Raw genomic sequence first — 22,142 nt, forward strand, 5'->3', positions numbered from 1 at the left:
TTCTGCTATTTGATCAGTTAGTTTTTTCTGCACCGAAATACTGGCGCAATCTTTTTTGTACTACCGCAGCCAATTCGTCTGGTTGAAATTTGGATAAAAAGTCATTGCACCCTACTTTTTCTACCATTGCTTTATTAAAGCTGCCGCTAAGAGAGGTATGCAGAACCACATAAAGATCTGCCAACGCAGGATCTTTCCGCACTTCAGCAGTTAACCGATAACCATCCATTTCAGGCATTTCAGCATCAGTAACTAACATCAAGATTTCGTCTGTCACCTTACGGCCACTCACTGCCCATTGACGCAATAAAGTCAACGCTTGCAACCCATCCTGCACCGACAAAACCTCAACACCAATATTGCCCAAGGTTTCTTTTACTTGTTTGACTGCCGTCGGGGAATCTTCAGCCAAGAGGATTTTTAATTTGCGTTTGCGTGCTTCCAATGCCAAATCTTGATCAAGAACACTATCAGACACGCGTGTGTTGTAAGGAATGATATCAGCCAGCACCCGCTCAACATCCAATATTTCAACTAATTGATCATCAATGCGAGTTATCGCAGTTAAAAAATGGCTACGTCCAGTTCCTTTTGGTGGAGGTAATATCAACTCCCAATTAAGGTTCACGATGCGATCAACTGCACCAATTAAAAAGGCCTGTACAGAACGGTTGTATTCAGCCACGATCAAATTTGCACTCTCTAACTCTTTAAGTGGGCTCATCCCTATGGCCGCACGCAAATCAATCACCGGAACCGTTTGGTTACGCAGGTGCGCAACCCCCCTGATATGAGGATGACTATGGGGCACATGACGAAGATGTGGAACCTTGACCACTTCTTGCACCTTGAACACATTAATTGCAAAAAGTTGACGCCCCCCAAGGCGAAACATCAACAGCTCCAGCCGGTTTTCCCCTACCAAGCGGGTACGCTGATCAATAGAGTCTAATAATTTGGACATGCGGTTACCATAGATTCTCATTCAGGGTCAGGATTGACCCTAACACTAACATCTGGTTAGACGTAAATTTCTATGATTATAGGCAATAATCTTCAGATCGCTGTAATTTCAACAGTTTAAGAGATAGTTGCAGCAAGATGTAATAGCCTGTAGTTGTAAGCTTGCGGTTGGCAGCTACAATGTTGAATAGACTATAGAACCAATAACAATCATCAAAAAAAACAACTATTGCTGTGATTCATTTATTTTATGACCAACATAACTCCACTCCTTGCCCGCCAACCTATCTTTGATGGAAACATGCGGGTCATTGCTTATGAATTATTGTGTCGCAATAGCGATTTAAAGTTTATTGGATCTACCGATGGCGATGCAGCCAGCTCGCAAGTCCTACTTAATGCATTCACAGAGCTATCAATAGAGCAAGTTGTTGGAAAACATAAAGCATTTGTGAATTTCACGCGCACACTGCTGCATTCTCCTCCGCCATTTAATCGCCAAAAATTAGTTATCGAAGTACTTGAAGGGCAACAGGTTGATGCAGCCATGCTACATGCGCTTATGCAGTTGCGCGAACAAGGCTATACGATCGCGCTGGATGATTTTGAATTGGATGACAACAGTAAAAATCTGATCCCTTATGCAGACATCATCAAGCTTGATGTATTGAGCTTGTCACCTGAAAAACTGAAACACCACATTGATTATCTAAAACCATTTGGCATTACCCTGATCGCAGAAAAAGTTGAAACCTACGAAATGTTTGAAAACTGCAAAGCATTAGGCTTTGATTTGTTTCAAGGTTATTTTCTGGCAAAACCAAGGGTGATTACCGGACGAAAGATTTCTGAAAACAAACAATCGGTTTTACAGCTGTTATCTGCCCTGCATGATCCAGATGTACCGATTGAAAAAGTTGAGCGCATGATTGCACGCGATACGCTATTAAGCTTCAAGCTACTAAGGTTAGTGAACTCTGCTGCATTTGGTTTATCGCGTGATGTTGAGTCATTACGCCAGGCAATTATGCTGTTAGGGTTACAAAAGCTAAGAAACTGGGTGAATTTATTGGCGCTGTCCAACCTGAGTGGCAAGCCCCATGAACTTAGCGTTGCAGCCTTAACGCGTGCGCGCATGTGCGAAATGATTGCAACACATATCAACCAGCGCAGCCGTCCGGACTCTTACTTTACTGTGGGTCTTTTATCGACACTGGATGCTTTTCTTGATTCCCCACTGGAAGAATTACTTCGCAACCTTTCGCTTAGTGAAGCATTGAACCAAGCGATGCTGGCGCACTCAGGCCCTGAGGGAATGGTTTTGCATATCGTCCAAGCCCATGAGCAAGGCCATTGGGACAAAATAGATTGGGCACATTTGGAAAGTTTGGGTGTATCTCCAGAAATTCTCGCTACTATTTATGTCGATGCATTGCGTTGGGTTGCAGAAACAATGAATTGGACCTCCCAAATTTCAAAGGACACCTAATGGATCACAACTGGCTGAACACCATTTAGACTTTAAATTGCGTAAGCATTTGCCGCAGTTGAATTGATAACTCATTTAAATGTTGGCTTTGTTCCGCTGTTTTGGATGCACCCTCCGCAGTATTCATTGCTAGTGTATTAATTTGCACTAAATTCTTATCAATCTCAGCTGTAACTGAACTTTGTTGTTCTGCAGCCGTGGCAATTTGCAATGTCATGTCTGAAATTTGCTTTACTGCGGTTCCAATACCAGTCAACGATTGCCCCGCTTCAGTTGCTGATGCCACAGCGTCCGATGTCATGGTTGCGCTACTGCCCATTGCATCTACCGCCCGCTGTACGCCTTGCTGCAACTGGCTTAACATCCCATGAATGTCTGCTGTAGATTGCTGTGTACGGCTCGCAAGTGTGCGCACCTCATCTGCAACTACAGCAAAACCTCTGCCTTGCTCGCCAGCGCGAGCCGCTTCTATGGCTGCATTTAATGCAAGCAAATTGGTTTGTTCTGCAACACCACGAATGACATCGATCACAGACGTTACATTTTTGGCTTCATTTTCCAAGCGCGACATAAACTCCGCAGTTTCACTAATACGTATAGCCAACCCTCTTACATGTTCAACTGCAAGATGAATTCGCTCCTGACCACGATCAGTAATAGCAGTTGCGTCTTTAGTATTTTGCGCTGTATTGCTTGTGTTACGTGCAACTTCCTGGATAGCCATTGTTAATTCGTTCACTGCTGTAACCACCATCGTAATTGCATGGCATTGGTCATCTGCTGCACGCTGGCTATTACTCGATACCACCAATAAAGATTCTGCTGCTTTTGATACTTCTGCAGCATTCACCAAAACATCGCTAATGATGCGCTGCAGCTTTTCAATAAATTGATTTACATTGGTAGCAAGCTCACCCAGCTCGTCTTTAGTGTTAACAGGCAAACGAGCAGTGAGATCGCCATCGCCTTCGGCGATATTGTGGATACGATGACTGATTTGCCGCACTTGATCGGCAACCAATACGGGTAAAAAGTATGCGGCCAAGCCGCTGACTAATGTGCCGAGAATAACTAAAACCAATAATTGGGTTGAACTGCTATCTAAATCCTTATCAATTTGCACTGTAAATTCATCTACTTCTCCAAGTCGTTTCTCTTGGAGTTCATCAATGTAATTACGCAAATGCTCAAAGGCCTCAAGTGCGCTACCGTAAGATTTTTCACGTGCGGCGGCACGGCTTGCATCATCACTCAAGCGAGCAGTGTTGACAACATCAGCCGCCTGGATTTTCCACGCGTTATACCTGCGAGTAAATTCTTCCCGCTCTGCGGACGTGGCTGTCTCGGAGATATCAAGCGATTGATATACCCGGTCATAGGCTTGCTTAGCGTTTTCACTCTGCTCTTCAGATAAGGATTGATGCTCATTTGAATCCAGTTGCAAGAGTGCCCTTTCTGCCGTTAATGATTGGTAAAGGTCTCTATCTGCCTGTATCAATAACTGGATTTCAGGCAAATTAACTTTAGCAATGGTAGTTGCATTGCTTCCGAGTATTTTACTTGTACTCATTGCATGCAGCCCCATATAGAGCACCAATACCACCAATAGCAATAAAGGTAGCGTGAGTTTCCAGCGAAGACTTAACCGTTGATACCAGCCAAACATGGAAAACCCCTTTTCACTTTTCAGTTGCTAAATGGCTAATAGATTAAGTTTAGTAACGTTTAATAAATTTGCTACTGGAAAAAATACAAGGCAAGAAGGGATTACGCGTAATTTTTTCAGTTGTTGCAGATAGAGATAATTAAAACTGTTCGCAAATGTATTTGATTTCAAGATAGTCGGCGATACCATAATGAGCGCCTTCCCTTCCCCACCCAGAATGTTTGACCCCGCCAAACGGAGCCATTGCGTTTGAAATAACGCCTGTATTAATTCCCAACATACCTGTCACCAAAACCTCAGAAAGCCTTTTTATTCTTTTGGTATCACGGGTAAAACAATAAGCAGCCAATCCATAATCGGTATTATTTGCAAGTTCGACAACCTCTTCGTCCGAATCAAAAGGCAGTACTGCCACAACCGGACCAAAAATCTCTTGTGTTAATAAAATGGAATCACTGGCGATATTGCATAGCATTGTAGGAGGATAATAAAAACCTGTTTCGGCAAGCGATTTCTCAAGATCAGCTTGATAGGCAATTAAAGCTCCTTTTTTTAAAGCGTCATCGACTAACGTTTGCACTTTGTTAACTGCCGCTTGAGAAATCAAAGGTCCTATTTGAGTTTCATTTTCTACGCCATTGCCAATACTCAGTGACTGCATCGCTTGTATCAATTTGGCGCAAAAAATATTTTGGATATTACGATGGATATAAAATCGATTGGCACATACGCAGGTTTGTCCTGCATTACGAAACTTGGAAGCCATCGCTCCTGCTACAGCAACATCAAGATCAGCATCTTCAAATACGATAAAAGGCGCATTACCTCCCAACTCCAAAGTAATACGCTTCACATCATCTGCACATTGCTGGATTAATAATTTTCCAACTCGGGTAGAGCCCGTAAACGAAAGTTTGCGTACAAGCTTATTTGATGAAAACTCAACACCGATTGAAGACGCGTCAGTGGATGGAACGATATTAATAACGCCTGCGGGAATACCAGCCTCTTCCGCTAACCATGCAAGCGCTAACGCCGAGAGCGGTGTTTCAGCGGCTGGCTTTGCTACAACAGCACAACCGGCAGCCAAAGCAGGTGCCAGCTTGCGTGCCAGCATGGCATTGGGAAAGTTCCAGGGTGTTATTGCCGTTACTACACCCACCGGCTGTTTGATGACAAGTATCCGCTGATCGGGATGTTGTGGTGCGATGACATCGCCATAGATACGCTTCGCTTCTTCAGCAAACCATTCGATATAACTTGCACCGTAAGCAATTTCAGCGCGCGCTTCGCGCAAGGGTTTGCCTTGCTCCAGTGTAAGGATTAGCGCTAAATCATCCAAATATTTCAGCACTAAAGCATGCCAGGCATGTAATAAACGGCTACGCTCCTGCGCCGTTTTTTGCCCCCAACTCGATTGAGCCTGAGCAGCTGCACTAATTGCCCTGCGAGCATCCTCCGCCCCAGCATCAGCAACCCTGGTAATCAATTCACCGGTAGCCGGGTTCGTCACCGGAAAATATTTTTTCGAGTCAGACTCGCACCACTTGCCTCCAATGAATGCACCTGTACGAAGCAGTAATGGATTACCAAGTTCGGAGATGGGCATTGATGAATCATCCATAGCAGAAGGGTTTATTTTGCAACAGGTTTAACACCGACTTTGCGTACGCTATTACCTTCAACCTCAGCAATAGTCCACAACATCCCGCTCCATTCTGATTTATCGCCCACTACAGGTTTGCCCCCTACCATTTCGGTGATCAATTCACCCAAAGTGGTGTGCATTTCATGACCTTTCATATCCAGTCGATAAAGCATAGCGAGATCACGTAATTCGGCATCACCTTGAATAATAAAATCACCGAAGAAGCTGACATCCAGCGTGCGCTTGGGTGCTTCACTGAATAATCGCCCTAATGCAGGCAAGTCGTGGTCATGACCCACTACGCATAAAATATCTCCCGCCATCAGGGTGGTACTGCCCGACGGGTGAAGCAATTCCTTATCTCGAAATAAAGCCGCAATACGTGTATTTTCCGGCATTTTTAGTTCGCGCAGCGCTGCACCTATGCACCATTTTTCAGCCCCCAGTTTATAAACAAACATTTCCCATTGACTGGTCACATGAATTTCAAGACCCGCACGGGATATAGGCGATGGAATTGCCGGCACCACCACATTCGCTTTTCTAGCCGCGAATCCAAGCGTTGTGCCTTGAACCAACAATGACACCAGTACGATAAAAAAGGCCACATTGAAAAAGAGTTGGGCATTTTCCAATCCCGCCATCAATGGAAAAACAGCCAAAATTACCGGTACGGCACCGCGCAATCCAACCCAGGAAATAAATGTTCGCTCTTTAAGATTAAAACTGCGGAAAGGTAAAAGCCCAATGAAGATAGACAGCGGACGAGCAAATAAAATCATCCATAAAGATAACAACAATGCCGGTATGGCAATAGGAAGCAATTGACTGGGTGTAAGCAATAAGCCCAACACCAGGAACATACCGATCTGACTCAACCATGCCAGGCCATCAAACATATGTAAAATGCCGTGACGATTACGAATCGGGCGATTGCCTAATAACAAGCCGCACACATAGACAGTCAGAATACCGCTACCGCCCAAAAAACCAGACAGCGCAAACAGCATAATCCCACCGCTCACTGCCAATAACGGATACAAACCATCAGCGATAGTCAGACGATTGATCAACTGTAATAACAACCAACCTCCAACTAATCCCAAAGCGATTCCAATACCAAACTGTTGGGCAAAGCTGCCCAACACGCCCAAGGTAAATTGGGTCTGACCAGCTGCAATCATGGCAATCAACGTAACGGTAAGAAACACCGCCATTGGATCATTACTACCCGATTCAATCTCAAGAGTTGAGCCAACACGCTCGTTCAACCCTTTGCCATTGAGCAGGTTAAATACCACTGCGGCATCGGTTGAGCCTACAATCGCACCTATCAACAAACCCTCTATCAATGACAAATCAAACAACCAGGCCGCCGCAATACCGGTCAAACCCGAGGTAATCACAACACCGACTGTAGCCAGTGACAGCGCTGGCCAAAGTGCCACTCGGAAAGTTGTAGTACGTGTACGCATACCACCATCAAGTAAAATAATGGCTAATGCCAGGTTGCTTACCAGATAAGCGGTAGAGTAATCATTGAACACTATGCCACCGGGGCCATCGACCCCCGCCATCATTCCCACTCCCAGAAATATGACCAGGATAGGAACCCCAACACGGGTAGAAATTGAGCTAAGCAAAATACTGGCAGCAACTAAAAGCGCTCCCACCAGCAAGATGTTATTAATAGTGACTGTGTCCAAAAAACAACCCTTTCAAAGAATTCCAATAAAAACAAATACTAAGTCGCAGCGATTGTAACCTGATGCGGCTGGATGCTGTCAAAAGGCTCACCGTTAACAATCAGTAAAGCCTATATATGTGAAAAAAAATAGCTGCCCCATATTTGCGCAACAGCGCCGGCAATTCCAGCTATAATCGCGCCATAATCCTTACTTTATAAGTTGTACCCCATGCTCAATAAAGATGCCCTGCAACAACTCGCCCAACTCAAGTCTGCTATTTCAGTCAGTAAAGACATTTCTCAAGGACTCGTACGCACCACCACCAAACGTTTTGGTTTTTTATTATTAGATGATGGTCGCGAGGCGTTTATCGATCCAGATCAAATGATGCGAGTGCTGCCAGATGATCGTGTCGAAGCTGAAATTACAACCAATAACAAGGGTCAATTTGAAGCAAAATTGACCAGACTCATTACGCCTGGACTACAGGAATTCGTGGGGCGTTATGTCAATAAGGGTACTGCCGATTTTGTTGAGCCCGACATAAACAATTTTAATCGCTGGTTGTTTATTCCTCCACAAGAGCGCAAAGGCTTTAAAGTAGGCGATTTAATCCACTGTACTGTTGCGCGCCACCCGTTTAATAATGATGGCAAAGTACAAATCCATATCCTTAATCGTATAGGAACTCCCGATGAACCCGGCGTAGAAAGCCGTTACAGCATCGCCAAATTCCAAATTCCTTTTGAGTGGCCCACAGCTGCACAAACGCAAGCAGGTAGTATCAACTGGTCTCCACTTACCTTTGAGAACAATGAGCAGGATTTAACTCACCTACCCTTTGTCACAATAGACTCCGAAAATACACGTGACATGGATGATGCGATTTATATTGCATCAAATGACAATGGCTGGGAATTGTTTACAGCAATTGCGGACCCAAGCAAGCACATCACATTTGATAGCCCACTTGAGCAAACAGCACGTGCCCGCGCCAGCACACACTACTTACTTGGGCAGACCGTCACTATGCTGCCGGTTGACCTTTCCCATGACACCTACTCACTAGTGCCGGAACAAAAACGGCCTGCATTAGTTTGTAAAATGCAAATCCAGCACGACGGGACTATCAGTTCATTCACTTTTGTTGAAGCACAAATCCGCTCTCATCACAAATTAAGCTACCAAGGTGTATTCGATGCACTGATGGAAACAAGCGACTCATCGCTTGGAGCACCAGCTTTTATTCATAATATGCTGATGGAATTGAAAGTGTGTGCGCAAGCGCGTGCGCAATATCGTCAAAGCAATGCATTAATAATGGAAGAGCGTCCTGATTATTCTTTTGTATTGAATGAACAGAAAAAAATTGACCATATTGAAAAACGCGAACGCAATATTGCACACCGCATGATTGAAGAAGCCATGCTGGCTACCAACTTATGCGCTGGCGAATTCTTTTTGCAACATCCGGGTTATGGGATTTTCTCAGGACACATCGGTTTTCGCCCTGAGCGTATTAATGATGCACTAGCATTAATCCAGGAAGATCGCCCGGATTTAAGCCCGGGCGATCTGACACAATTGGATGCATTTATAAGGTTATTCCGCGAATTGCGTTTGAACCCAACGAACCATCCTGCAAGTAGCGCACTGCACTCATTGTTGCAGCGCATGCTTCAGGCTGGCTCGCTGACGTTTGAACCAACCCCACACTTTGGCTTGGGTTTTCGGGCTTATGCGATGGCGACATCCCCCATTCGCCGTTACAACGATTTATTCAACCACATCGCTATTAAACGTATTTTACGTGGCGAACCGCCCATTGATATTTTGGATAAGAAACAATTCGCAGGCGCTCTGCAAAACCAGCTGAATAATGGTCGCCAAGCAGGCCGCTATACAGAAACCTGGCTGGGTTGCCAGTATGCAGCCCAGCACATAGGGAGCCTGCATCAAGGCAGTGTTGCACTAGTTAATTCATTCGGCTTGGGCATAAAACTCGATGACTGGGGATTAGATGGCTATGCATTACTTGCACCCAAAGAGGGCAATATTAAAGCGCAGTTCGATTCGCGCCGACTAAGTTTGACTATCGATGGAAAAACCTGGCGTTTGGACGATAAAGTCTACGTTCTGGTGAAAGATGTCGATATTGAAAAACGCAAAATAGGATTGGAAATTATTAGCGAAGAAACTGCGCAGCGCTTAAGTGCATGGCTTTAATTAACACACCCTCAAACGAGAGGATTTATGACGCAGAAATATTGGTTATTCAAAGCGGAACCCCATATTTATGGCATAAATCATCTCGCTTCGGCGCCAAACAAAACTGGCCGCTGGGATGGCATTCGCAATTATCAGGCAAGGAATTTTTTGCGCGATCACGTAAAGCTTGGTGACGAAGTCTTTATCTACCATAGTAGCTGTAAAAATGTTGGCATTGTTGGTACTGCAAAGGTTGTGAAAACGGCCTACCCAGACCCCACACAATTTAATCCGGAAAGTAATTACTACGACCCAAAATCAACACCGGAAAATCCGCGCTGGTTTTCAGTGGATATCCAACTGACTACAATATTTCCGCGGTTGATTCCGCTGGCTGAAATTAAAGCACACCCTCAATTACAAGATATGGTGCTAGTGAAACAAGGCCGGTTATCCACGCAACCAGTAACACTATCGGAGTGGAAATTAATATCCGGGCTTGCCAGTACTCCCTGCTCATAATTTTTAGCTGAAACAAGAAAAGTGTCGATTTATTTGACACAAAAAACTTGCACTTAATGATACCAACCGATATCACATTGATTTTATTGTGATTTTTTCAAGCAGAAAAGTAGCATTTAAATTGCTTTCAAAATGTTGAATTTAGCGCCATCATTCTGTTATTGAACACTGTCGGGAACAGCTACCATGAAGAAATTGATTTCTACCCTAATTATCACTGCATCTTTGTGTGCTGGGCATTCGGCAAACGCTTACGTCATTCAGGTTGGTAGCTTTGCAGGTACCAATGTCGGTGTTGAAGATACGTTATTGGCAACCGTAACCGGATTAGCCAATAGCAACCCTACAACTGAGACCGACTGGGTTAACTCAATACTTCATCCGGACACCACTTTCGTAATCAAAGAAGAGAAAGTGAATTATTTTGCCACCGAATCTGCGAACATTTTTGCGTTCGAACTGCAATCAACTCCAGGATATTTCCTGATCAAAAATGCACGCTGGTGGGCTGTTTTTGAAAACAATGCCAATGCCAATTGGGGGGTAGTAGATTTTTCCAAATTAGAGGCTGGATTCAAACTACCTGACTTAAAATCATTGACGATTAGTCACGTCAGTGAATTTGGCAAATACACCAAAACTGAAGTTTCCGAGCCGTCCACTTTGCTGTTGACTTGCTTAGGTCTGTTGGGGCTTGGTTTGGCTCGTCGTAGACAAAAAAATCTCAAGTAAAAACAAAAACAATCTCAAGTAAAAACAAAAAGGCCAGCAAAAACTGCTGGCCTTTTTACTACTCATCCGCCATCCGATCCTGCGCTTTACTCACACCCGTTTCAGGTTCATCCATTTCATCAGCCGGATCAACGCCAGAGTCATCGCCATCTTCTTCGTCCTCTTCAGTCTCGAGCAATTCTCCATTCATCTGACTTTCTTCTATCAGAATAGCTTCAGGAGTTTGAATACCGATGTGGTAAGCAGCAAATCCGGGCAACACCACTTGATCCAACGCCATCCCGATAATGCGACCATTGTATGGTGACTTAATAGTAGTGCGCGCATTAGTAATAGGATCTGTAACGGTACCTAAAACATCCTCTTCTTTAACTCGTTGCCCCAAGGTAGCCTTGCTAAATAAAATGCCACTCTGGTTTGCGCGTACCCATGCTGAGCGATAATAAACAGGGGCAATACGATTCCAGCGCTTTTGTTTACCATACATTCCTGTTTTGGCTAGCAATGTATTAATTGCCATTACCCCCTCCTCCACTACATCGCTCTGCATTGCCATTGGTTCACCTGCCTCCAATGTAACCGCTGGAATGCCTGCGCGCACAGCCGCTGCTCGGAGAGAGTTCGGATTACCGCGACCATTCAACACGGCGATTACACCAAAATTCTGTGCAAGACGCGCTACGTTTTCATCAGAAAGATCCGCGCGTAACTGTGGAAGATTTGTGCGGTGAAACGACCCGGTATGAAGATCTACAAGGGAGTCACAATGCATAATAATTTTACTGAAGAAGGAGTGCGCTAAACGCGATGCAGAGCTGCCGCGAGTGTTCCCAGGAAAATAACGATTCCAATCACGACGATCAGGCAAGTAACGGGAGTTGCGGCGAAATCCCATAATGTTCGCCACAGGTACACCAATAATAGTACCGTTTAATTTAGCGGGATCGATGTTAAAAATAACGCGACGAATCATTTCAATTCCATTTAATTCATCACCATGAACTGCTGCAGTCAGGCACAATGTTTTTCCGGGGGTTGCGCCATTCACAACCAAAACAGGCGTTGCTTCGCTAAACGTTCCTACCGCTGCATCTGAATTCCAGGTTAAACGTACTGAAGAGTTGGGTTTTACTTCTGTATCCAAAATAAATTTGGATAGAGTTATGGTGTCATCCGCAATTGTCTCACTGAAAGATTGTGCGCTATGACTGGATTTCGCTGAAGATGTTATCTGTACTGCACTGGATACAGCCGTACTCGCCACAGCACTGCTGAACCCAATCACCGAACTTACAGTGGACGATTGCGTGCTGGATGACTGCCCTATAGCAGAGGATGATATTTCAGCGTTTATTGCTGAACTGCTACTAATCTCAGTACTAGCAGCTGAGCTGGATGATGATGCTGTAATGATAGGCTTGCGGCTTGATGCAGCATGTTGTGCGAGAAGTAAAACGGATGAATCACCAGATGAACTGGAATTTGTTTGCGCCAACACAAGGCCGGAATAAAAAAATCCAACAGAAAGCAGACAAGCAGAAAATAAATTAATGACCAACAAGGGAAACTTTCGCTGCATAAACTCAGTATCTCATTAGTATAGGAATGTTACTGTACAGCACACATCCGTGTGATTAATCCTGAACAATGATTTAACAGAAGATCATTCCCATTCAATAGTTGCAGGCGGCTTGCTTGATACGTCATAGCAAACACGCGATACACCAGAGATTTCATTGATAATACGACCTGAAACCTTTTCAAGTAGCTCATAAGGCAAATGAGCCCATCGTGCAGTCATAAAATCAACAGTCTCTACAGCGCGCAACGAAATTACCCATTCGTAACGACGGCCATCACCTACTACCCCAACCGATTTTACTGGAAGGAATACAGCGAACGCCTGCGAGGTTTTGTGATACCAACCGGATGCATGTAACTCCTCAAGAAAAATAGCATCGGCTTCGCGCAGGATATCAGCGTATTCTTTTTTCACTTCGCCAAGAATACGGACTCCCAAGCCGGGACCAGGGAATGGGTGGCGATAAACCATATCGTAGGGCAACCCCAACTCTAAACCAATCGCACGCACTTCATCTTTGAATAATTCTCGCAACGGCTCAACAAGCTTGAATGCCATATCTTCTGGCAAACCACCCACATTGTGGTGCGATTTAATAACATGAGCCTTTCCGGTTTTTGCAGCGGCAGACTCAATCACATCGGGATAAATAGTGCCTTGGGCTAACCATTTAACATCCTTGAGTTTGGTTGCTTCGACATCGAAGACATCGATAAAAGTACCACCAATAATTTTGCGTTTTTTCTCAGGGTCGTTCACACCCGCAAGCTTACTGAGAAACTGTTCTTCTGCATCAGCACGAATAACACGCACGCCCATATTTTTGGCGAACATGTCCATGACTTGGTCGCCTTCGTTTTTACGCAGCAAACCGTTATCAACAAATACGCACGTCAGTTGATCGCCAATTGCTTTGTGTAATAACGCTGCAACCACTGAGGAATCCACGCCGCCAGAAAGACCAAGTAACACTTTGTCTGTACCAACTTGCGCTTTAACTTTTTTAATCGCATCTTCAACGATATTTGCAGGTGTCCACAAGGGTTCACAGCCACAGGTTTGCAGAACAAAGTGTTCAAACATGCGCTTACCTTGCAATGTATGAGTTACTTCGGGATGAAACTGCACACCATAGAATTTTTTAGCTTCGTCATACATGCCAGCAATTGCACACGACGGTGTTGATGCCATTAAACGAAAGCCTTCCGGCATTTTCGTCACTTTGTCACCGTGGCTCATCCAAACATCAAGCAATGCGCTACCATCTTGATCGACATGGTCTTTGATATCGTTAAACAGTGATGATTCTCCATGCACTTTTATTTGCGCATAGCCAAACTCACGAACATTCGAACCTTCTACTGCACCACCCATTTGCTCTGCCATGGTTTGCATGCCATAGCAAATACCAAAAACCGGCACACCCAAATCAAATACTGCTTTTGGCGCACGCGGTGAATTTGCTTCGTGAACCGATTCTGGTCCACCCGCCAAAATAATGCCTTTTGGATTGTATTCGCGAATTTCGTCGTCACTCATATCCCAAGCGCGGATCTCCGAAAATACGCCAATCTCGCGTACGCGACGTGCAATTAACTGGGTGTACTGTGAACCGAAATCCAAAATAAGAATTCGCTGTGCATGAATATCATGAGACATGTTGTGCCCTGCTCGAAATAAAAAATCAGAAAATAAAATATTAAAAATGAATTCTGCTGAAACGAAAAACTCGGGCTTAACCCGAGTTTTTCTTCTCTACTGCGCTTGTTACGCACATCTTAGTAAAAACCACTAATTAACGGCCACCAATTGGATAATTCGGTGCTTCTTTGGTGATTTGTACATCGTGCACATGGCTTTCCCCCATGCCCGCGGCGGTTACACGCACAAACTCAGGTTTGGTGCGCATAGATTCCAAATCAGCACAACCGGTATAACCCATTGCTGAGCGCAAACCACCCATCATTTGATGAACGATGGCCGCCAGAGGGCCCTTATAGGAGACTCGCCCTTCAATTCCTTCTGGAACCAACTTTTCAGCACCTGCACTGGCGTCCTGAAAGTAGCGATCGCTGGAACCTTGCGATTGTGACATGGCACCCAATGATCCCATGCCGCGGTAGGCCTTATAAGTGCGGCCTTGATACAGTTCCACTTCACCGGGAGCCTCTTCGGTACCGGCAAACATAGAGCCCATCATCACCGCATAAGCACCAGCAACGACCGCTTTGGCGATGTCACCGGAGTAACGAATACCGCCATCTGCAATAGCAGGAACACCGGTCCCCTTCAGGGCTGCGACAACATTTGCAATTGCAGAAATTTGTGGAACCCCTACACCGCTGACGATACGGGTTGTACAAATCGAACCTGGGCCAATTCCTACTTTCACCGCATCTGCACCTGCTTCAACCAACGCCAAAGCAGCTGCACCAGTAGCGATATTACCGCCAATCACTTGTACATCCGGGTATTTGACTTTGATCGCGCGCACGCGATCCAATACGTTTTTACTGTGACCGTGGGCAGTGTCAACAACTAACACATCAACACCAGCTTCAACCAATGCATCGACTCGCGCATCTGTATCGCGGCTGGTCCCGACACTCGCGCCTACACGCAAGCGACCTTCAGGGTCTTTACAAGCGCTGGGGTACTTCTCAGCCTTATTCATATCTTTAACGGTAATCAAACCACGCAGCTCAAAGTTATCATTCACTACTAGGACTTTTTCGATGCGGTGCTTGTGCAACAAATTGCGGACTTCTTCTGCAGTAAAACCTTCTTTAACTGTCACCAACTGTGCTTTGGGAGTCATGATGCTGGAAACACTCGCATCCAGATTGGTCTCAAAACGCACATCACGACCGGTTACTATGCCTACTAGATCGCCGTTGTGCAGAACCGGCACACCAGAAATATTATTTTTGCGGGTCAACGCGATCAAATCGCGAATGGTTGCGCTGGAGTCAATAGTGATGGGGTCTTTCACTACGCCGGCCTCAAACTTCTTCACAGCACGTACTTCAGCAGCTTGCTGCTCGATAGTCATGTTCTTGTGGATAATGCCTATACCCCCCTCTTGCGCCATTGAAATAGCAAGGCGTGCTTCGGTGACAGTATCCATCGCAGCGGAAATCAGAGGAATATTTAGCTGGATCTTGCGAGTCAACTGGGTTTTCAGGGATACATCTTTCGGTGTGACATCCGAAAAACCTGGCACAAGGAGCACATCATCAAATGTGAGGGCTTCTTCAGTAATTCGCAACATAGCAACCAACCTCAAAATAGAGCGGGAAAATAAACGCGGAATTATAGCGATTCGATCCTCGCTGGTAAACCAATAACCACTATATCTTGTGGCTATTGCACGCTTTCAGGCTATCCGCACACCGATGCTTGGCCTAGAATGCGTATCAAACTGCTTTTGACTCTATCCGCCATGAATGATCTTTTCAGCAAATCCCCTGAACGGGAAATCCTTAGTGTTAGCCAGCTTAACCGTCAAGCGCGCCAGCTCTTGGAAACACACTTACCCTTACTCTGGGTAGAGGGTGAACTTTCTAATGTGTCAATCCCCTCATCTGGCCATTGGTATTTCACGCTAAAAGATGAGCAAGCCCAAGTCCGCTGCTGCATGTTCCGCAACCGGAATATGCTGGTGCGATTCAAGCCACAACAAGGGCAACACGTATTGATCCGCGCTCGCGTGAGTCTTTATGAAGGTCGCGGTGATTATCAAATCATTGCCGAACATATGGAGGAAGCTGGCAGCGGCGCATTACAACGCGCATTTGATGAATTAAAGCATCGCCTGTCATCCGAAGGATTGTTTAACGAGGCTCATAAAAAGCCCCTACCAAAAATTCCTAAACATATCGCTGTGATCACGTCGCCTACCGGCGCGGCTATCCGTGATGTCCTAAGTGTACTGGATCGACGTTTTGCTGGCATTCCGGTCAGCGTAATCCCGGTCGCAGTCCAAGGAAAAGAATCGGCGCCTCAAATTGTCAATGCTATTGAGCTTGCCAACCGTGCCAACCTGTTCGATGTCATCTTGCTAACCCGCGGTGGGGGCTCGATGGAGGATCTCTGGTCATTTAATGAGGAAATTGTCGCCCGCGCGATTTTTAATAGTTCACTTCCCATTGTCAGCGCCGTGGGTCATGAGGTCGATTTCACGATCGCCGATTTTGTTGCCGACTTGCGAGCGCCAACGCCCTCCGCAGCAGCGGAAATATTGGTGCCCGACAGCGAGGAATGGCTAGATAAATTCATCGGTTTTGAGGTGCTGCTGGAAGAAGCCATGCTGCGCAAACTCGCGCATCTGCAAAAGCACTTACAACATTTGCGCCTGCGTTTACGGCATCCACGCGAACGATTGGAGCAGCAAGCGCAACGATTAGACAACCTCGAATTGCGCTTGAAAAACCATATCAAACACCTTTTGGATCGTCACCAGCACCAACTCGCTCAATTGCGGCTGCGCATGCAGGTGCATCATCCACATGTACAGCTAACACAATTGCGCGATCGACTACATGCAGCACGAACACAACTATTTAAAACCCAATTTGCGTACATAGATAATCAGAAACAGCGGCTCACTACAGCGGCGCGCATGCTAAACACCCTGAGCCCACTCAATACACTTGAGCGCGGATTTGCATTGGCAAGCGATGCACAATCAGGGCGAATCATAACGCACCAGCAGCAAGTCCAATCGGGCCAACGCATTCACATACGGGTAGCAGGCGGTGGCTTTCATAGCATTGTGGAGTCGATAGATACCCACTAAAACCTGCAGGTTTTGATTGCGAACAATAAAAGCCATGAGTATATTGGCTGCACTTCTTGTCGGGGCGCCTTGGCTGAATTGCATGAATGCGAATGCAAATTTGGTACGGAGGCTGAGATGGGCTCGGCCCAACCCGTAGAACCTGAACAGGCTAGAACCTGCGGAGGGAACAAGGCGCATAGCGATAGCTATATCCCCGCCCTCCGCCTCATTTTTTCGAGGCACCCATGAATACCAAAATCAACCCGCAGCAGATCGCCATTGCCGGTGCAGGCCTGTTAGGTCGATTGATTGCCTGGCGCTTGCGCTTACAGGGGCATGACGTCACGATTTTCGAAGCTGGCAAATTACAACCGGACGACACACTGCGGGCGGCTGCGTTTACTGCGGCAGGAATGATAGCGCCACTGAGTGAAGCCGTAGTATCCGATGCAAATGTTTATCGCATGGGCCAATTTGCACTGCAGCGCTGGCCACAATGGCTAAACGATTTACCGCAGGCAAATTTACCTCAACAGAATCCGCAATTATTTTTTGCCAAAGGTAGCTTGCTGGTTGCGCACCCACAAGATGAAAGCGAGCTGCAACAATTTGAAAATGAATTAAATTTTGTCGTACCTGAATGCCGCAACTATCAATGGTTATCCGGACATGAAATTCAAACACTGGAACCAGACTTGCATTCACACTTTTTGCGCGGCCTCCTCTTGCAAGAAGAAGGTCATTTGCATAATCGTGAATTTCTACAACAACTTGGCGATGAATTGATTCGCTTAAACATTACCATTTACGAAAACACACCTGTAGAAGTCGATCCGCATACTATCCGCACCCTTGATAGAACTGAAAAATTCGACCTGGTTATTGATTGCCGTGGACTGGGGGCAAAAACACAACTCACACAATTGCGCGGCGTGCGCGGTGAAACCCTGCATGTAGAGACCAGCGAAATTCGTTTACAGCGCCCTGTTCGATTAATGCACCCGCGCTACCAATTATATGTCGTTCCCAAACCAGATAATCGGTTCATTATTGGTGCAACGCAAATTGAAAGTGAAGATCTGTCACCGGTTACGCTGCAATCATCACTTGAGTTAGGTAGCGCACTTTATACGTTATCACCCGCTTTTGCCGAAGCACGAATTATCGAGACAGACACGAACTTACGCCCGGCATTTATGGATAACCTGCCCAAGATTTTTTGCAGACCCGGGCTCATTATTGCCAATGGGTTATTCCGCCACGGCTATTTGTTGGCACCCGCCGTCACTGAACAAGTGCTTGCACAGGTTGCGCAAGACCACACTATTTTATTCCCCGATTTGCTTCAGCCTTCAGGTTAAAAACAATGATCCACGTCAGTGTAAACAATGAAATTAAATCAATAACCCCAGAGATGCTGCTAAGTGACGCATTGCGTGATTGGGGTTATGGTGACAGCAAAATTGCAGTGGCAATCAATCAGGAGTTTGTACCACGTTCCACTTACACACAACGCATACTCAATGCCAACGATCAAATCGATATAGTTCGCCCGGTAGGCGGAGGTTAAGCACATGAATAATGCAACATCAACGTTACCCGCACGCGATTTCACACTGTATGGCGAAACCTTTTCCAGTCGCTTTTTACTAGGCACTGCACTTTATGCATCGCCACAATTAATGCGCGATTCAATTATCCAATCGCGCTGTGAAATTGTCACACTCGGCTTGCGCCGTCAAAATCCGGCGAATCGCGATGGAGATGCTATTTGGCAATACATTCAAGAAAGTGGTTGCCGCTTACTCCCTAATACAGCGGGCTGTAAATCAGTTAAAGAGGCAGTCACTCTTGCCGAAATGTCGCGCGAAATTTTTAATACTGACTGGATAAAATTGGAAGTCGTTGGCGATGACTACAACTTACAACCGGATCCCTTTGGGTTGGTAGAGGCTTCAGACATCCTGATAAAAAAAGGCTTTAAGGTATTACCTTACTGCACAGATGATTTGATTTTATGTAAACGCTTGTTGGATGTCGGCTGTGAAGTCTTAATGCCTTGGGGCGCTCCCATAGGTACAGGCCAGGGCTTATTAAATCGATATAACTTGCGTAGCTTGCGTGAAAGGATCAAGGATGTTCCGATGATTATCGATGCGGGGCTCGGCGCTCCCTCACAAGCAGCAGAGGCAATGGAAATGGGCTTTGACGGGATATTACTAAACACAGCAGTAGCCAAGGCACACAATCCACCGTTAATGGCAGAAGCATTTGCCGATGCTATTGATGCAGGCCGTAAAGCATTCAAAGCAGGCCTGATGCAAAAGCGCCAAACAGCCAGCCCAAGCACACCTACTGTCGGCCAGCCATTTTGGCATCAACAATAGAAACAATAATATTTTAGCGGGCAGCGATTTGTTCCGGTAGCTATTTGAAAACCAGCAATTATCACGTTGGCGGCAACAAAAAGCCGCCAATTTTTTTCAGCCCTGCAGCCAATGCCGCGGCCACTTTTATATTTTTGCAGTCACCCGATTTTACATAGACCTGCAGCATATGCGTTAAGCGATGCAAATGAAAATCCATCTCCTGCTGCCGTAGAAGTGCATCTTCCACTACTTTATTGATGCTCACGCCTTGCTGATTCGCGATAGATTGCAAAGAGTCTCGCAAATCTTCATGAAATAACAAACTGCCTTTAAAAGTAGAGGCGATATGCAGTACAACGTTTTGTAAGCTGTGCAGCTTACGATCGCCATGGGTGTAACCCAAATTAGTCAGTATTTCTCTTAGTTCAGCAAACCATTGCTGTAAATTTTCATTTTGTTGCAGCATGCGCTCTGCAAACTCAGGAACCTCACTACCCTCTACGACATTATCCAGTGGAATTTCACTACGAAAAATCATAGTGCTGACAATTTCACAACCTCGATACAAATACGCTGCGCGGTTTAATTCCAACACCGGAATCACTTCTCGCCAGCGGCGGCCATAAGGTTTAAAGCGATTGTAGTAAATACCCACAATACTGTCGGCCAAGGCAAGAATTTGCCCTGGCAACGAAATTTCACTTTCCACTTTGCCTATTGGATAGCCAGTGCCATCACAACGTTCATGATGTTCGCTTACCGCAATAATTAACTCATCAGAAAACCCGGGAACCTCACGCAATATTTGGCAAGAAATATCAACATGTGCTTGCAAAACAAGCCATTCGTCAGCGGTGAGCTCTTCATGTGCAAGAATCCGGGGTGGGATGTGCATCATGCCAAAATCATGAGTAATAGCAGCCCAAAAGATCCGCTGAGTTTCATCAAGGGGCAAACGCATTTCCTGAGCGATAAAAATAGACCACAGCCCTACACTCAACGTGCGCTGAAACAAATTCTCCATTTGCGATGCCATGACTGTCAGGCGCTGTTGCACTCGCGGAAAATGCTCCAGCATTTCACTTACAGGCCGCAAGGAGTCCAATGGATATTTACGTTCTTCCAGCGACTGGAAAAATTCTGTATTGCGGATGGTATCGACCAAATGCTGCAAAAAATCGCTATTACACATGGTTTTTTGAATGTGGACGCAATGGGATAGCGGTGCGGCCAACAAGACATCACCTAATAACAACAGAGTATTACGGGAGATCAAATCGCCTGAAGAAATAAGCAGCCTGCCATCAACAGAATAAATATCCTGTGTGGCAGTGACAGGGTTTGAAGCAGAAAGCTGGGCCAGATAAAAATCATATGCATCTAACCGCAAGGGATTCCAGACAGATGATGCATTTTTCAGCATTGACGGCTGATCATACGACATAAAACCATCCATGCAGACGTAAACAAATTGGAGTTATTGTTAGTTCACTTTACACAACTATTCCGGGCAATTAATGCACCAAAAGAATTCGCCATAACCAAACACTGGCCAATCCTATCAATAAACTATAGCCAACCATGGAAGCAGCAAAACGTGGTGCAAGGTTATGACTCACGGCAAGTACGCCAGCAGAGATCATCGCCGGCATTGCTGCCTCCAATACAACCACTTGCGCAACCAAACCCTGGATATCAAACAACCACAAGCCAAACCAGGCAAATGCTGGCGATAACACCAGAATATAAAAAATGCCCAGCAACAATGGCAATAAATGATTGGACTCCAGTTTAAACCGCCACTGCAATCCCACCGCAACCATTACCACAGGAACAAGTGTAGATGAAATTCGCGCAACTGCCTCAGCAAACCAATCCGGATATGTAAAAAATCGTAACAAGAAGGCTGCAACGAGTGCGATGAAGGAAGGGAACACCACTATATTGCGCAAAATTTTTGTTGCCGATGTTGCACCGCCTGCATAGTAAGCCGCAAGCGCAACACCAATAGTATTGAGCGCAATAAATGTCCCTAGTTGGTCATACAAAATCGCATAGGGAATTGCCTGGGAGCCAAGGTGAGCTTCTATGAGCGGAATTCCGACAAAACCGGTATTCCCCAAGGGCACTAGTAGCATGAGTGCCCCGCTAATTTCACGCGACCAGCGCAACCAGCGCGCTGTAAAAAAAGTAACCACTGCGCTAAAAAACATCACAACCCAGGCAACTATGACTGGAATCAGCGCTTCGTGGTTAAGGGTGAGTTTGGGAATTTCGGCAAGAATTAATGCTGGCAAGGCAACGTAAATGACATATCCATTGAGCGATGCCGCCGCGTTCTCTTGCAGATGTTTACTGCGCTGGAACAATAATCCAACCAGCAAACAAATAATGACAACCGCTATGTTGGACATGACGTTAGCAACCAAATGACGAAAAAATTAAACTTACTTTAGCTGATCAATGCTAAATATAAATAGAAACTACTGCCTAAA

General features: G+C 45.6%; 17 protein-coding genes and 1 riboswitch. Of the genes, 8 read left to right on the plus strand and 9 right to left on the minus strand.

The window, feature by feature from the left end; all coding sequences use genetic code 11:
• Positions 1 to 13 precede the first annotated feature (13 nt).
• Positions 14 to 964 carry a chemotaxis protein CheV gene (locus tag B2739_RS15975; RefSeq protein WP_331346847.1) on the minus strand — a complete coding sequence of 317 codons (951 nt, stop codon included), beginning with the start codon at positions 962 to 964 and terminating at the stop codon, positions 14 to 16.
• A gap of 249 nt (positions 965 to 1,213) precedes the next feature.
• Here B2739_RS15975 and B2739_RS15980 point away from each other — a divergent pair, with 249 nt between their 5' ends.
• Positions 1,214 to 2,452 (plus strand): EAL and HDOD domain-containing protein, encoded by a 1,239-nt coding sequence (locus tag B2739_RS15980; protein WP_331346848.1) that lies wholly within the window; start codon positions 1,214 to 1,216, stop codon positions 2,450 to 2,452.
• Between the two features lie 25 nt (positions 2,453 to 2,477).
• Here the strand turns inward: B2739_RS15980 and B2739_RS15985 are convergent, their stop codons facing one another.
• The 3 genes from B2739_RS15985 to B2739_RS15995 form a co-directional block, all read right to left on the minus strand.
• Positions 2,478 to 4,118, minus strand: a complete 1,641-nt coding sequence (locus tag B2739_RS15985) for a methyl-accepting chemotaxis protein (protein WP_331346849.1) — start codon at positions 4,116 to 4,118, stop codon at positions 2,478 to 2,480.
• A gap of 139 nt (positions 4,119 to 4,257) precedes the next feature.
• Positions 4,258 to 5,727: an NAD-dependent succinate-semialdehyde dehydrogenase gene (locus B2739_RS15990; RefSeq protein ID WP_331346850.1), complete on the minus strand. Its 1,470-nt coding sequence runs from the start codon at positions 5,725 to 5,727 to the stop codon at positions 4,258 to 4,260.
• Positions 5,728 to 5,753: 26 nt separating this feature from the next.
• Positions 5,754 to 7,472: a potassium/proton antiporter gene (locus B2739_RS15995; RefSeq protein ID WP_331346851.1), complete on the minus strand. Its 1,719-nt coding sequence runs from the start codon at positions 7,470 to 7,472 to the stop codon at positions 5,754 to 5,756.
• A 210-nt stretch (positions 7,473 to 7,682) separates the two neighbouring features.
• On the opposite strand from B2739_RS15995, the gene B2739_RS16000 reads away from it, so the two are divergent.
• The 3 genes from B2739_RS16000 (at position 7,683) to B2739_RS16010 (ending at position 10,916) form a co-directional block, all read left to right on the plus strand.
• The gene (locus tag B2739_RS16000; RefSeq protein WP_331346852.1) at positions 7,683 to 9,680 is read left to right on the plus strand and encodes a VacB/RNase II family 3'-5' exoribonuclease; all 1,998 of its coding nucleotides are present in this window, start codon (positions 7,683 to 7,685) and stop codon (positions 9,678 to 9,680) included.
• Positions 9,681 to 9,707: 27 nt separating this feature from the next.
• The gene (locus tag B2739_RS16005; RefSeq protein WP_331346853.1) at positions 9,708 to 10,184 is read left to right on the plus strand and encodes an EVE domain-containing protein; all 477 of its coding nucleotides are present in this window, start codon (positions 9,708 to 9,710) and stop codon (positions 10,182 to 10,184) included.
• A gap of 186 nt (positions 10,185 to 10,370) precedes the next feature.
• Positions 10,371 to 10,916, plus strand: a complete 546-nt coding sequence (locus B2739_RS16010) for a PEP-CTERM sorting domain-containing protein (RefSeq protein ID WP_331346854.1) — start codon at positions 10,371 to 10,373, stop codon at positions 10,914 to 10,916.
• Positions 10,917 to 10,974: 58 nt separating this feature from the next.
• On the opposite strand, the gene B2739_RS16015 is transcribed toward B2739_RS16010, so the two are convergent.
• The 3 genes from B2739_RS16015 to guaB form a co-directional block, all read right to left on the minus strand.
• Positions 10,975 to 12,495, minus strand: a complete 1,521-nt coding sequence (locus B2739_RS16015) for a succinylglutamate desuccinylase/aspartoacylase family protein (protein WP_331346855.1) — start codon at positions 12,493 to 12,495, stop codon at positions 10,975 to 10,977.
• A gap of 84 nt (positions 12,496 to 12,579) precedes the next feature.
• A complete protein-coding gene (gene guaA, locus B2739_RS16020; RefSeq protein ID WP_331346856.1) occupies positions 12,580 to 14,157 on the minus strand; it encodes a glutamine-hydrolyzing GMP synthase in 1,578 nt (525 codons plus the stop codon).
• Between the two features lie 136 nt (positions 14,158 to 14,293).
• Positions 14,294 to 15,769, minus strand: coding sequence for an IMP dehydrogenase (guaB, locus tag B2739_RS16025; protein ID WP_331346857.1), 1,476 nt, complete (start codon positions 15,767 to 15,769; stop codon positions 14,294 to 14,296).
• 171 nt (positions 15,770 to 15,940) lie between these two features.
• Between guaB and xseA the strand changes: the two genes are divergently transcribed.
• The 4 genes from xseA to B2739_RS16045 all read left to right on the plus strand — a co-directional run bounded on the left by xseA (position 15,941) and on the right by B2739_RS16045 (position 19,665).
• Complete coding sequence (xseA, locus tag B2739_RS16030) at positions 15,941 to 17,296, plus strand: exodeoxyribonuclease VII large subunit (protein WP_331347110.1); 1,356 nt, start codon at positions 15,941 to 15,943, stop codon at positions 17,294 to 17,296.
• A 50-nt stretch (positions 17,297 to 17,346) separates the two neighbouring features.
• A riboswitch (TPP riboswitch) is annotated at positions 17,347 to 17,482 on the plus strand.
• Between the two features lie 41 nt (positions 17,483 to 17,523).
• The gene (locus B2739_RS16035; RefSeq protein ID WP_331346858.1) at positions 17,524 to 18,639 is read left to right on the plus strand and encodes an FAD-dependent oxidoreductase; all 1,116 of its coding nucleotides are present in this window, start codon (positions 17,524 to 17,526) and stop codon (positions 18,637 to 18,639) included.
• A 5-nt stretch (positions 18,640 to 18,644) separates the two neighbouring features.
• Positions 18,645 to 18,848: a sulfur carrier protein ThiS gene (gene thiS / locus B2739_RS16040; protein WP_331346859.1), complete on the plus strand. Its 204-nt coding sequence runs from the start codon at positions 18,645 to 18,647 to the stop codon at positions 18,846 to 18,848.
• A 4-nt stretch (positions 18,849 to 18,852) separates the two neighbouring features.
• Positions 18,853 to 19,665 (plus strand): thiazole synthase, encoded by an 813-nt coding sequence (locus tag B2739_RS16045; RefSeq protein ID WP_331346860.1) that lies wholly within the window; start codon positions 18,853 to 18,855, stop codon positions 19,663 to 19,665.
• A gap of 61 nt (positions 19,666 to 19,726) precedes the next feature.
• On the opposite strand, the gene B2739_RS16050 is transcribed toward B2739_RS16045, so the two are convergent.
• On the minus strand, positions 19,727 to 21,091 hold the full coding sequence (locus tag B2739_RS16050; RefSeq protein ID WP_331346861.1) for an HD-GYP domain-containing protein: 1,365 nt from the start codon (positions 21,089 to 21,091) through the stop codon (positions 19,727 to 19,729).
• A gap of 70 nt (positions 21,092 to 21,161) precedes the next feature.
• Positions 21,162 to 22,061 (minus strand): AEC family transporter, encoded by a 900-nt coding sequence (locus tag B2739_RS16055; protein ID WP_331346862.1) that lies wholly within the window; start codon positions 22,059 to 22,061, stop codon positions 21,162 to 21,164.
• Positions 22,062 to 22,142: the final 81 nt, after the last annotated feature.

The sequence above is a fragment of the Cellvibrio sp. UBA7661 genome (assembly GCA_002483365.1).
Lineage (GTDB): Bacteria > Pseudomonadota > Gammaproteobacteria > Pseudomonadales > Cellvibrionaceae > Cellvibrio.

What these genes read in the sequence shown, in the direction of transcription:
- B2739_RS15985 (WP_331346849.1), bottom strand. Translation starts at nt 4,118, where the DNA reads ATGTTTGGCTGGTATCAACGGTTAAGTCTTCGCTGGAAACTCACGCTA.
- B2739_RS16000 (WP_331346852.1), top strand. Translation starts at nt 7,683, where the DNA reads ATGCTCAATAAAGATGCCCTGCAACAACTCGCCCAACTCAAGTCTGCT.
- B2739_RS15975 (WP_331346847.1), bottom strand. Translation starts at nt 964, where the DNA reads ATGTCCAAATTATTAGACTCTATTGATCAGCGTACCCGCTTGGTAGGG.
- guaB (WP_331346857.1), bottom strand. Translation starts at nt 15,769, where the DNA reads ATGTTGCGAATTACTGAAGAAGCCCTCACATTTGATGATGTGCTCCTT.
- B2739_RS16045 (WP_331346860.1), top strand. Translation starts at nt 18,853, where the DNA reads ATGAATAATGCAACATCAACGTTACCCGCACGCGATTTCACACTGTAT.
- B2739_RS16055 (WP_331346862.1), bottom strand. Translation starts at nt 22,061, where the DNA reads ATGTCCAACATAGCGGTTGTCATTATTTGTTTGCTGGTTGGATTATTG.
- B2739_RS16010 (WP_331346854.1), top strand. Translation starts at nt 10,371, where the DNA reads ATGAAGAAATTGATTTCTACCCTAATTATCACTGCATCTTTGTGTGCT.
- B2739_RS16015 (WP_331346855.1), bottom strand. Translation starts at nt 12,495, where the DNA reads ATGCAGCGAAAGTTTCCCTTGTTGGTCATTAATTTATTTTCTGCTTGT.
- B2739_RS15980 (WP_331346848.1), top strand. Translation starts at nt 1,214, where the DNA reads ATGACCAACATAACTCCACTCCTTGCCCGCCAACCTATCTTTGATGGA.
- thiS (WP_331346859.1), top strand. Translation starts at nt 18,645, where the DNA reads ATGATCCACGTCAGTGTAAACAATGAAATTAAATCAATAACCCCAGAG.
- B2739_RS16050 (WP_331346861.1), bottom strand. Translation starts at nt 21,091, where the DNA reads ATGTCGTATGATCAGCCGTCAATGCTGAAAAATGCATCATCTGTCTGG.
- B2739_RS16035 (WP_331346858.1), top strand. Translation starts at nt 17,524, where the DNA reads ATGAATACCAAAATCAACCCGCAGCAGATCGCCATTGCCGGTGCAGGC.
- B2739_RS15990 (WP_331346850.1), bottom strand. Translation starts at nt 5,727, where the DNA reads ATGCCCATCTCCGAACTTGGTAATCCATTACTGCTTCGTACAGGTGCA.
- xseA (WP_331347110.1), top strand. Translation starts at nt 15,941, where the DNA reads ATGAATGATCTTTTCAGCAAATCCCCTGAACGGGAAATCCTTAGTGTT.
- guaA (WP_331346856.1), bottom strand. Translation starts at nt 14,157, where the DNA reads ATGTCTCATGATATTCATGCACAGCGAATTCTTATTTTGGATTTCGGT.
- B2739_RS16005 (WP_331346853.1), top strand. Translation starts at nt 9,708, where the DNA reads ATGACGCAGAAATATTGGTTATTCAAAGCGGAACCCCATATTTATGGC.